The sequence below is a fragment of the Lacrimispora sinapis genome, from assembly GCF_043633585.1.
GTDB classification, from domain to species: domain Bacteria; phylum Bacillota; class Clostridia; order Lachnospirales; family Lachnospiraceae; genus Lacrimispora; species Lacrimispora sinapis.
On record NZ_CP141832.1, the window covers coordinates 132,706 to 145,065 of the forward strand.

Below are 12,360 nucleotides of genomic sequence, written 5' to 3' on the forward strand. Positions count from 1 at the left end.
CTTATAAGGAGTATATAATATGGCAGTAGATAAGAACGGAAAGACGTTACCGCCTGGAATCAGGCAGCGAAGCAATGGAAAGTATGAAGGACGTGTTCAATATGAATTTGATCGTTATTCAGTATATGCAGATACCTTGACAGAGCTTAAAAAGAAAATGAATGATTTACGGTATAGGCTGGAACACGGCGAATTTATAGCCAGCGCAAAGATTACATTAAGTGAATGGTTCAAGACATGGATAGAGCAGTATAAGGAAAATCAGGTTAAGGCCGGAACTATTATTTCTTATAATGACTATTTCACCTATTATATTAAGGAAAGTTTAGGAAAAAAGAAACTGGTGGATATCCGGGGAGAGCATATTCAGAAATTATACAATGATTTGGTAAAGAAAGGCCTTGCGCTATCTAGTATAAAGATCATATCTGCTATTCTTAATGGATGTCTGAAACAGGCTATGAAAAATGGGCTGATTGAACGGAATCCGGTGCCATTAGCTACATTACCCAAGGGAACGGTCAAAAGCGGGCACAGGGTATTTACAAAAGAAGAGCAGAATATTTTTCTAAAATACGCTCAGGACAGCTATTTATTCAATCTGTTCGCCCTGGCAATCAGAACAGGATTGAGGGGAGGAGAAATTAGAGGTCTGAAGCTGTCAGATGTGGATAAGGCGGCAAATTTGCTTCATATACAAAGGACATTAAAATATGGTGTTGGCCGAGGATTCTTTGAGGATACACCTAAGACAGCTACATCAATGAGAGATATTCCCCTAACCAAAGATATGCTAACCATAATTGAAAGAGAAAAGCAGGCCTATGGAGAAAAGGTACTGAGAATGGACGGATATATCTTTCATCTACCTGACGGAACTCCGATCAGTAGAGAACGGCTACAAGGAGAGATAGATCGGATCGTGAAAAGAATCAATGAAGCAGGTATTACCTTTGAGCGTTTTACGCCTCACTGCTTCCGCCACACATTCGCCACCAGAGCTATAGAAAACGGAATGAAGCCTCAGACCCTTAAAACAATCTTGGGTCATTCTACCCTGTCTATGACCATGGACCTATATTCTCATGTTTTACCAACAACCAGAGCGGAGGAAATGGAGCTGATTGCAAAGGCATTTTAAAGGGCTGAAATATCAGCTCTTTTTATGTAATAAAATCCTAATGGGGTAAAAGTGGGGTACGCTCTTGATTTTCTATCCCCATTATGTTATAGTAACACCCGTAATAAGGCCGTGAAACCCTTGATTTTACAAGGAATTTTACAAAACAGACCGGTGTGTTCGAGACCTTCCACACCTAAAACAAAACTAAAGGAGAAAAGAATATGAACTACAAATCATCAGAAAAGACTTATTTCATGGTTTTTTCCGCAGCAATTGCTGCCCTCTACACCGTACTGACCATGGTCTTTGCACCAATCAGCTTCGGGCCTGTCCAGTTTCGGATATCAGAAATCCTCTGTATTCTTCCATTTTTTACCCCGGCTGCAATTCCAGGGTTATTTATCGGTTGTCTGCTGTCCAATTTTTTGTGCGGTGCAGCAACCCTTGATGTGATTTTCGGCAGTCTGGCAACTTTGATTGGAGCTATCGGCTCTTACAAACTGCGTAAAAACCAGTGGTTGGTCTGTGTGCCCCCGATCTTGGCCAACACCATTATCATTCCCTGGGTACTTCGGTTTGCTTACGGCTCCCAGGATCTTATCTGGTATGCCATGATTACCGTCGGGATCGGAGAAATTTTGGCCATCGGAGTGCTGGGAAATCTTTTATTGGGTATTTTAAACCGCTACAAGCATGTGGTCTTTGGCCGGTTTTTGTCAGAATAAAAATAATGATATGAGAAAACTCCTGGCTGACTGGAATCACCAGGAGTTTTTTGTCCCCATTTATGCCGATTTCGTTCAAAAGTTACATTGGAAAAATATATTTCACAAGTAGTGGAAAATGTAACCAGGGTGTAACCGGCTTTGTTTATAATTAATATATCATAAAAGGGCAGCGGTGAAAATGATGGCAATTGGAAGAATGAGTGGAGTCCGGGAATTAAACCGGTATTTAACAATCGCAGTGGATTCGTACGATGACTGGGATATTGGCGGTGTGATCTTTCAGGGAGACAGTTTTAAAGGGGTTCGTTTTTGCAGTTTTGCAGAAATGATGATAAATATGGATCGTCTGTTTGATTCGGTGGGCGCGCCGAAGCAGACATTTCAGATGCGCAATCTGCCGGGAACCACATCTGAGGCTTTTCAGATGCGGAGCATAAAGACGGCAGAAAAGAAAGGAAAACTGCATACCATTCACATTTACCTTCGTTTCCGCTATCATGCCAGCTGGCAGGGAACCATGCTTTGGGATGACGGTAAGCAGAAGCAGCAGTTTGAAAGCGAGCTTCAGTTTATTCTTCTTACGGATGCAATTTTAAAAGGATGCACAGAAGGAAAGACCGTTGATCTCCAGAAGGCACTGAGTCACCCCGCTGTTTCCTCGGATGAATTTTTTAATGTCAGTGGGAAATATATGGAACTATGCATGACAGACGACACCGAAAATGCATTTGGCCTCAATTTCAGCAGGATCATTTCCCATAAGGCGGCGGATACACTGAAACAGAACGGTCAAAAGGCTTCTTTTTCCCTAAAGGTCATGTTTCTGGAACACTTCACCTGGCAGGGAATTTTATACTGGCGGGAAGGAAAAGTACAGCTGCCATTTCGCAGTTTTAAGGAAATGATTTACATGATTTCTTCCGTAGTAGAAACAACATTAACGGACGGGTAGTCCCCGGAAACAGGCAGGTCCTTATAATACGTGTCATAAATAGCACTTTACAGGTCATAAAATCTGTAAGGTGCATTTTTTTGATTGAGATTCTATTGTAGATTTTCTCTATGCTTTCTTATATAATAGAGAAGAAAGCAGTTGACTTTCCAAAAGAAAAGCAGTAAAAGTAATTGGAAGTGTCTAGTCATACCGAATACAAAATTAAGGATGGAAAAAACATGTATCAGATTGATTTTAATAAACCAGAAGCAATTCATTTTATCGGAATTGGTGGAATCAGCATGAGCGGACTGGCAGAAATCCTCATTGATGAAGGGTTTACGGTATCAGGATCAGATGCACACGAATCTGATCTTACACGCCATTTGGAGGCAAAGGGTGCTAAAGTGGCCTATGGACAGCGTGAGGAAAATATTACTGCTGATATGGATGTTGTCGTGTATACGGCAGCCGTACACGAGGATAATCCGGAGTTGGCAAAAGCCAGGGAGATGGGACTTCCTATTTTGACCAGAGCAGAGCTTCTGGGCCAGATGATGAAGAATTATGCCAACGCCATTGCCATTTCCGGAACCCATGGAAAGACCACTACCACCTCCATGATCACGGAGATACTCTTATCTGCGGATGCGGACCCAACCATTTCCGTAGGCGGAATCCTGAATTCCATCAGCGGCAACATTCGTGTGGGAGGTCCGGAGTTATTTGTAACAGAGGCGTGTGAATATACCAACAGCTTCTTGTCCTTTTTCCCGACGACAGCAGTCATATTAAATATAGAAGCAGATCACCTGGATTTCTTTAAGGATATCAAGGACATCCGCCGTTCGTTCCATCTGTTTGCCCAGAAAGTGCCGAAGAAAGGCTGGCTGGTGATCAATCAGGACATTGACAATATGGAAGAGATCGTAGAGGGACTCCCCTGTAAGGTCATTACCTTCGGAAAAAGTCAGAAAAGCAGATATCGGGCGGAAAATATCCGGTTTGATGAAATTGCAAGAGCCACCTATGATTTAAAAATAGACGATGTTGTGGTGGATACTGTCACCCTGGGTGTACCTGGAGAGCACAATGTGTATAACTCTCTGGCAGCGGCAGCCGTTTGTGCAGAACTGGGAATTTCCATGGAAATAATCAAAAAGGGTCTGAAACGTTTTACCGGAACAAACCGCCGTTTTGAAAAGAAAGGGGAGATTTCCGGCGTAACGGTCATTGACGATTATGCCCACCATCCCCAGGAAATCCGTGCAACGCTGGAAACCGCCAAGCATTATCCACATAAAAAGCTGTGGGTGGTATTCCAACCCCATACATATACCAGGACAAAAGCGTTTCTGGACGATTTTGCAGATGCGTTGTCGCTGGCCGACGAAGTCATACTGGCTGACATCTACGCCGCGCGGGAAACCGACAATTTGGGGATCAGTTCCAGAGATATTGCGGAGAGAATCGAGAAAAAAGGGGTAAAAGCCCACTATATCTCTTCCTTTGAAGAAATCGAAACATTTATTTTGGAAAATTGTATACACGGTGATTTGTTGATAACTATGGGAGCCGGAGACATTGTAAAAGTGGGAGAAACCTTGCTGGGAATATAGTTATCCACATTATCCACATAGTTTTCAACATTTTATGTTAAGAAGCTATGTGGATTTTTTAATTTACATAATTTAAAGTCTAACAATTTACAAAATCCCGATTTTATCAGCATATCGACACGATTGGAGGAAGAAATCCAAATTATGTATACTTGATTTCCACATTATCCACAATTTCCACAATTTATTTGGTGGATAACTGCGCCTATTTTCTTTTCTGATGACCTGTGGTATGATAAGAGCATGATAAAAAGGTGAGGTTATGGCAGTGAATGTGAAGAGCAGTTTAAGGATCAGCGCAACGGTGATATCCAACGATTTCATAGATGAATATATGGCTTCGGCCAATGGAGAGTACATCAAAGAGTATTTATTCCTCCTGCGTCATGAAGGGGAGGATGTGACCGTATCCATGATTGCGGATGCACTAAACCATACAGAGGCGGATGTGACAAGGGCTCTGGCTTACTGGAAAAAGGCCGGGGTCCTCTTAGAAGAGGTTCCGGTAAAACCGGAGCCTTCTTCTGCCGTATCGGAGACCGCCTGTTCCGGAAGCGTTCCGGTGCTTTCAAGGGAGCCGGAAGTCCCTGTCAGGCGGACCGCCTATACCCCAGAGAAGATCAGCGGACTTGCAGGAGATGAGGATTTTTCCCAGCTCCTTTATATTGCCCAGAAGTACATGAATAAGGTTTTTACGCAGAGGGAATGTGAAGTGTTTGCTTATCTTTACGACGGACTCCATATGTCGGCAGAGCTGCTGGAATATGTGGTGGAATACTGCGTTCAGGGAGGCCACTCCAGCATTCGCTACATCGAGACGGTTGCTATCGGCTGGCATGAAAAAGGAATCCGTACCATCGAGGAAGCGAAAACAAACGCAGTATCCTTTTCCAAGGATTCCTATGCCATTATGAAGGCTTTTGGGATAAATGACAGAAATCCGGGAAATCTGGAGCGGGAATTTATGGACCGGTGGTTCCGCACATTTGGATTTACGAGAGAGATCGTGACTGAGGCGTGCAACCGCGCCCTGTCGGCAACTCACAAGCCAAGTTTCCAGTATGCGGATAAGATTTTGGAGGGCTGGAAAAAGGCGGGAGTGAGAACCTTGGAGGAGATTCGGAAACTGGACGAGCAGTATGCAGACCGGAAGAACGGGGATTTGAAGAACGGAAAAAAACCGGCAGCAGATGGTGCTGGCGGAGGATACAAGCAGACTTCCCCGTCTAAGGGGAGAAGCGGACAGAATCAGTTTCAGAACTTTCCTCAACGCGAGATTGATTATGATGCACTGATTCTTGAAGAACTTACGAAACAAAAGTAGTTTACATGGACAGCATCAAACAGAACGGAGGTAATTATGGCGCTTAGCAATTCACAGTATGACGCCATCATGAGGGCTTACGGGCAGCAGCAGCTGAAGAACCGTCATGAACAGGAAGAACGGATTGCAGAAGTATATGGACGGATTCCGGTGATAAAGGAACTGGACCAGTCCATCAGCACAAGAGCGGTGGCCTGTGCCCGAAGACTTTTGGATGGGGATAAAGAAGCCTTGAAGGAGCTGCGGGATGAGATCGCTGATTTGAGAGAACAAAAGAGCGTACTGTTAAAATCCGCAGGATTTTCTACGGATTACATGGAGATGCACTACCGGTGCCCGGACTGCAAGGACACCGGATATGCAGACGGTGTCAAATGCCACTGCTTCCGCCAGTCGGAGATGAAGTACCTTTATGCCCAGTCAAACATCGAACAAATCGTGGCAGTCGAGAATTTTGATTCATTTTCTTTTGAATATTTTGATGATACCAGAGTGATTCCTCATTTGAACCGGACCGTAAAGGAATATATGGGACAAGTTGTGGAAACCTGCAAAAATTTTGCAGTGGGATTTTCCAAAGAGCGGGGAAATCTTTTATTTACAGGGCCTACGGGGGTAGGGAAGACGTTTTTGACCAACTGTATCGCAAAGGAACTGATTGATCAGTATTACTCCGTCATTTATCTGTCGGCCAATGACTTATTTGAAGTGTTTTCCAAAAACCGGTTTGATTACCAGGATGAAGAGGATATGAAGGGAATGTACCAGTACATTCTGGACTGCGATCTTTTGATCATTGATGATCTGGGAACGGAGCTTAATAACAGCTTTACCTCGTCGGAGCTGTTTTACTGCATCAATGAGCGGCTTAATTCCTCAAAATCCACCATTATTTCCACCAACCATCCCATCAACGAACTGAGAGACCGGTATACGGAACGAGTTACGTCAAGGCTCATCAGCCGCTATACTGTGATCCCCCTTTACGGAGATGATATCCGTATCAGAAAGAAGGCAAAAAGGACCGATTAACTTGACTATTTCCGCACATAATGATATAAAAGAAACGTTGTAATGTATTTAGATACGTTGGAGGAGAAAAGAATGCTTTACGAAGAGAAAACGATAGAAACCATTCCGGTTGGCCCCCTTGGTTTAATTCCCCTGAAAAGCTGCAAGGAATTGGGCGATAAGGTAAATGATTACCTGGTAGAATGGAGACATGAGCGGGAAAGCGAGCACAAGTCTACCATAGCTTTTTCCGGCTATCAGAGAGATACTTACCTGGTCGGAGCCAGCACACCAAGATTTGGAACCGGAGAAGCGAAAGGTACCTTACAGGAATCCATACGTGGTGATGACCTTTACTTCATGGTCGATGTATGCAACTACAGCCTGACCTATTCTTTAAGCGGTATGACCAATCACATGTCCCCGGATGATCATTTCCAGGATTTGAAGCGTGTCATTGCAGCTTCTGCAGGAAAAGCCCGCCGCATCAATGTAATCATGCCTTTCTTATATGAAAGCAGACAGCATAAAAGATCCAGCAGAGAATCTTTGGACTGTGCACTGGCCCTTCAGGAGCTGGTGAATATGGGAGTTGAGAACATTATTACCTTTGATGCTCATGATCCAAGAGTACAGAATGCCATCCCGTTAAAGGGTTTTGAAACCGTACAGCCGATTTATCAGTTTATCAAACATCTCTTAAAGAATGAGAAGGAGCTGGAGATCGACAGCGATCACATGATGGTGATCAGCCCGGACGAAGGCGGCATGGGACGTGCAGTATACTTTGCCAACGTGCTGGGACTTGATATGGGTATGTTCTACAAACGCCGTGATTATACTCAGATCGTCAATGGACGCAACCCTATCGTTGCCCATGAATTCTTAGGAAGCAGCGTGGAAGGCAAGGATGTGATTATTGTGGATGATATGATATCTTCCGGTGAGAGCATGCTTGATGTAGCAAAGGAGTTGAAGAGAAGAAAAGCAAGAAAGGTTTTTGTATGTGCCACCTTTGGTCTTTTCACCAACGGCCTTGCGAAATTTGATGAATATTATGAGAATGGTTTTATTGACCGGATCTTGACCACCAACCTGGTATATCAGACTCCGGATCTTCTCTCAAGACCATATTATATTGATGTGGATATGAGTAAATACATCGCACTGATTATAGATAATTTAAATCATGATGCCTCTTTAAGCGATCTTTTAAATCCTACGACCAGAATTAACCGGGTACTGGAACGTTATCGCTCCGGTGACAGGTAATTTGGGGGACATATGGAAAAATTATCAATGCGAAAGCTGGTTTTAGTCGGTCTGACACTTTTCTCCATGTTTTTTGGGGCGGGAAATTTAATATTTCCGCCCTTTTTAGGTTCACTGGCCGGCACGTACACCTGGACAGCCATGGTTGGTTTTGCGGCAACGGCCATAGGATTTCCTGTACTTGGTGTAATTGCCGTAGCAAAGTCGGGGGGATTTTATCATTTGGCAGAACGGGTACATCCCAAATTTGCGTTTGTGTTTACTCTGCTTAATTATTTATCCATCGGACCATGTCTTGCCATTCCAAGAACCGCAAGTACCTCTTTTGAGATGGCAGTCGTGCCGTTTTTGGGAAGGGATACCTTTCCTGCGGCTCAGTTTTTGTATTCGGCTGTGTTTTTTGCCATTGCATTTGTAGTTGCACTGAATCCGGACCAATTGACGGAACGGCTGGGTAAGATTTTAACCCCTTGCCTTCTGGTGCTGATTGGGGTGGTTTTTGCAGGCTGTATCTTCCATCCGCCCGGTTCTTATGGAGAACCTGCAAAGGCGTATGCATCGGCTCCTCTGGTCAAAGGCTTTCTGGAAGGATACATGACCATGGATACCTTGGCAGCTCTGACTTTCGGAGTGGTCATCTCTTTAAACATAAAGGCCATAGGCATACAAAAGGAATCCGTTGTGGTAGGTGAGACCATAAAGGCAGGATTTATAGCCGGAGGGATACTCATTCTCGTATACGGTGCGCTGGCTCATGTGGGGGCAGTAACCGGAGGTGCCTTCGGTCCTGCCGAGAATGGTGCCCGGACCCTTAATCAGGCAGTACGTTTTCTTTTCGGCAATACTGGACTTGTCATGCTGGCAGCCATCTTTTTTATTGCCTGCTTAAATACATGCATCGGCCTGATCAGCTGCTGCAGCAAATATTTTTGTTCCATAATACCAGGAATCGGATACCGGACCTGGGCTTTGGTTTTTGCCGTGGTAAGCTTTATCATTTCCAATGTAGGGCTGACCAAAATACTGGAGATTTCAGTTCCAGTATTAAATGTAATTTATCCCGTGGCGATTGTGCTGATTCTGCTCTCATTTCTGTTTCGGGACGGAACGAAGTGGAGATCCGTTTATACATGTTCCGTTGGTTTTACGGGAGTGATTAGTGTACTATTAGCTTTAGAACAGGCGGGGATATCTGTGCTTCATGGTTTGCTTATAACACTTCCTTTATATGAGGTGGGACTTGGCTGGATGGTTCCGGCTCTGGTGGGTATGGTTTTTGGAATATTGTTTAAATTATTTAGTAATAAAGAGAATTAGAAAAACCGTGATGCAGAATAAATACTGTGTCACGGTTTTTTATGATACTGCTGAAACTTATTAAAATTATATCTCCACCAAATGATAAGGAATCAAATTCGCAGTCAGCATCTGAGCCTCTCTCTGGTGACAGGTAAAGATAATGATCTGGTCGGAGTAAGTCCCAACCAGCCATCTCAAAGCGGTACGCAGCCTGTCGTCATCATAGAGGACAAAGCTGTCATCGAAGATGAGGGGCATGCGTTCACTGCCTTCCTGGATCAGGGTGGCGGCGGCGAGACGGAGTGCCAAATATACCTGGTCCATGGTTCCGCTGCTGACCTGTTCCAAGGGCACCAGCTTGGTTTTTGTATTTAAAAAGACATTTAAATTCTCATCCACGCTCATACTGGTATAGATTCCTCCCGTGATTCCTGCGATTAAGTCTGAAGCAGTCCGGTTCAAATACAGACCAAAGGAATCCCGAATGGAGGAAGACAGGCTGGTCATGGTCTCTAACGCTAAATCAATGGCGGAAATCTCTTCCCGGATCCGGTCGTTTTCTCCTAAGATGTGTTTTAACCCTTCCGCCTGAGTCTTACAGTTGGAAAGATGCTCCAGCTTTTTTTCCAGCTCCCATTGACTTTTTTGCTGCTTTTCAATGGATTCTCCAAAGCCCTCCTGCTTTTTCTGAAGCTCTTCAATCTCAGCGGCCTTCTGGGTAACGGCAGACTCTGATTTAACTACAGCAGAGCATAGGCGGGAGAATTCTGCCATTCTTGCCTGAAAGGCCCGGATGGCTTCTGTGGAAATCTCCGTATTCCCCAGATGTCTGGAAAGAATTTCCTGCAGAATCTTTGCACTCATCTCCATATCCTTCTGGCTGTGCTTCAGCTTTAAAAAGAGAAGAAGGCCGATGAGATAAAAGATGATGGCAGCGCCCACGAATACTCCCATAAGCAACAGCAGATCCAGTCCGTAATAAGCGGTGAAATAATTGGATTCTCCCAGATAATAAAGAACGCCAACTCCGCATAAAAGCATGGTTGCAACCATAAGGGAAAGAATGGAGAAAACTTTTCTTGGCTTTTTGCTGCAGGCTTCCTTGGCTTCCATATATTCATCAAAGTTTTCCTGTGCCTTAACCGAGTAATCATTGATGGAGTCCAGGTCTGTAAACTGGTTGCTGCTTAGAACCTGTCTTCCCCTGGCCACCTTCTTAATCAGTTCTTCCTTTTCCGCCTGCTTTTTCTCCAAAGCAGTCTTAACCTCTGTGCGCAGCTTCTGGTATTCGGTGATCTGGTTTTCATATTCCGGGGAGGAGATTTCTTTTTCCGTGTTTCGGATCTCACTTAGTAAAGAGGTATAGGTGCGTGCGGCTTCAGGCACCATCTGAGCTTCCAGTTCTTTTCTCTGTGATTTTAAGAATGCGGCGGCCTTGGTGATGTTAAGAGCCAGATTGCCCGTATTGTTCAAGTTGGCAATGTAGTTCTTAAGCTCTGAAACCATGCCTTCATCGGTGGCACTTTTTAACTGCCCGATGCTTACCGTATTGATATAGGCGGTTTCGCTCAGACCGCATAAAAGGTCGTCTAAAAATGCTTTGGTGGGTTCGATTTCACGCCCCGCCGTCTCATCGACAATCTTAAATTCCTTTTTGTTTTTTTGAAATGTCCTTTCGATCCGGTAAATATGTTCCTTGTGTTCCAAGCGGATCTGGCCTTCGTAGGTCCCGCTGTTTTCCCAGGGTTCGTATTTGGTGTAAAGATCGTTCTTTGAAGCTCTTCCCCGCTGGCGTTCAATGCCAAACAGCATCCCCCGGATAAAGGTATGTATGGTAGATTTTCCTGCCTCGTTCTTTCCGTAGACAATGTTGAGCCCATCTCCAAAGGTTAAGTTCCTGCCATGGAATTTTCCAAAGCCATTGATATAAATATCCAGTATTTTCATGGGATCAGCTCCTTTCGTCTGTGGTGCGAAGCAGTGCATTGATGCCGTAATAGAGGGCTTTTTTCTCCACCTGGCTCATCTCCGGTTTTTGGAGGGCCTGAATAAAAAACCCGATCATGTCACTGGAGTGCTCGGCAAAGAGGGCGGAAAAGTCATATTGGGGCTCGGATTCATCCACGATCTCCATGATCTTGAAACGGGTGGAAAGCATATCTAAGTCAAAGGAAATGTCAGGATCTCTCATGCCCCGGATTCGGAAGCGGAAGATATTTTCCGTTCCCCGGTTCTGGATCTCCTGGGTGATTTTCATAGCCAGCTCGGTATTGGTGGTGGCTGGGGTAACATTGACAGCCAGGGAGATGTACTGGAGCTTTGCAAGGGGAATAAACTTTAAGGAGGTTACCATGCGGGTCACCTCATTGATTTCTCCAACCATCATGCCATGATGTCCGGACTCTGTCTTATCGAGAGGCTCTAAAGAACCGGCAAATGCCATCCGGTTTTCCAAAAGAATCTCCGGCCGGTGAATGTGGCCCATGGCAATGTAGGAAAAGTCAAGGTTTGCCATGGCACCCTTATCAAAGGGGATATGGTTTGCATCTCCGCCGTGTCCAAGAAGCACATGGATACGCCCGTTATTAGGCACTTTTAAGTGATCCAGACGGTTTTCCGGAATCTCAGCAGAATAGTAGCTGAACCCATAGACCTCTGTGTTGATCTCCTTAAAATAAACACTTTCCAGTTCCTCTCCCATGAGATAGGTCACATTGGGAGCCCAGGTAAAGCTTAAAAGAGCGGAGTTCTTGCGTATCCGGTCATGATTACCGGCGATGATGACCACATGCACAGAGGGAATGGTGGAAAATAAATAGTTTACCTCCTTTAAATCTTTGGCAAGGGGCTGCCGGTGAAATAAGTCACCGGAAATGAAAAGGCAGTCCGCTTCCAGGACCTTGGCCTGGTTTACCGCCTTTGCAAAGGTGTCCTTAATGTCCTGGCACCGCTCCTTGCTCCAGGGTTTATCGCTGTCCGGGCTCATGCCCCAGTGCACATCTGCAATATGTATGAATTTCATTGTCGTTACCTCGCTGGTCCTATGTGTA

10 protein-coding genes are annotated in these 12,360 nt (G+C 44.7%); 8 read left to right on the forward strand and 2 right to left on the reverse strand.

Going from position 1 to position 12,360, the window contains the following annotated elements; genetic code table 11:
- Positions 1-19 precede the first annotated feature (19 nt).
- The 8 genes from VIG27_RS00665 to brnQ all read left to right on the forward strand — a co-directional run bounded on the left by VIG27_RS00665 (position 20) and on the right by brnQ (position 9,328).
- On the forward strand, positions 20-1,141 hold the full coding sequence (locus tag VIG27_RS00665; protein ID WP_394524370.1) for a tyrosine-type recombinase/integrase: 1,122 nt from the start codon (positions 20-22) through the stop codon (positions 1,139-1,141).
- 203 nt (positions 1,142-1,344) lie between these two features.
- Complete coding sequence (locus tag VIG27_RS00670; protein ID WP_394524371.1) at positions 1,345-1,848, forward strand: QueT transporter family protein; 504 nt, start codon at positions 1,345-1,347, stop codon at positions 1,846-1,848.
- A 181-nt stretch (positions 1,849-2,029) separates the two neighbouring features.
- On the forward strand, positions 2,030-2,803 hold the full coding sequence (locus tag VIG27_RS00675) for a hypothetical protein (RefSeq protein WP_394524372.1): 774 nt from the start codon (positions 2,030-2,032) through the stop codon (positions 2,801-2,803).
- Between the two features lie 221 nt (positions 2,804-3,024).
- Positions 3,025-4,404 (forward strand): UDP-N-acetylmuramate--L-alanine ligase, encoded by a 1,380-nt coding sequence (gene murC / locus VIG27_RS00680; protein WP_394524373.1) that lies wholly within the window; start codon positions 3,025-3,027, stop codon positions 4,402-4,404.
- 262 nt (positions 4,405-4,666) lie between these two features.
- A complete protein-coding gene (locus VIG27_RS00685; protein WP_394524374.1) occupies positions 4,667-5,728 on the forward strand; it encodes a DnaD domain protein in 1,062 nt (353 codons plus the stop codon).
- A 36-nt stretch (positions 5,729-5,764) separates the two neighbouring features.
- Positions 5,765-6,760: an ATP-binding protein gene (locus VIG27_RS00690; protein WP_394524375.1), complete on the forward strand. Its 996-nt coding sequence runs from the start codon at positions 5,765-5,767 to the stop codon at positions 6,758-6,760.
- Positions 6,761-6,832: 72 nt separating this feature from the next.
- The gene (locus tag VIG27_RS00695) at positions 6,833-8,011 is read left to right on the forward strand and encodes a ribose-phosphate pyrophosphokinase (protein ID WP_394524377.1); all 1,179 of its coding nucleotides are present in this window, start codon (positions 6,833-6,835) and stop codon (positions 8,009-8,011) included.
- Positions 8,012-8,023: 12 nt separating this feature from the next.
- The gene (gene brnQ / locus VIG27_RS00700) at positions 8,024-9,328 is read left to right on the forward strand and encodes a branched-chain amino acid transport system II carrier protein (protein WP_394524379.1); all 1,305 of its coding nucleotides are present in this window, start codon (positions 8,024-8,026) and stop codon (positions 9,326-9,328) included.
- 66 nt (positions 9,329-9,394) lie between these two features.
- Here the strand turns inward: brnQ and VIG27_RS00705 are convergent, their stop codons facing one another.
- Together VIG27_RS00705 and VIG27_RS00710 are read right to left on the reverse strand one after the other, a co-directional pair.
- Positions 9,395-11,257 carry an ATP-binding protein gene (locus tag VIG27_RS00705; RefSeq protein ID WP_394524382.1) on the reverse strand — a complete coding sequence of 621 codons (1,863 nt, stop codon included), beginning with the start codon at positions 11,255-11,257 and terminating at the stop codon, positions 9,395-9,397.
- Positions 11,258-11,261: 4 nt separating this feature from the next.
- On the reverse strand, positions 11,262-12,332 hold the full coding sequence (locus VIG27_RS00710; protein ID WP_394524385.1) for a metallophosphoesterase family protein: 1,071 nt from the start codon (positions 12,330-12,332) through the stop codon (positions 11,262-11,264).
- Between the last annotated feature and the right edge of the window lie 28 nt (positions 12,333-12,360).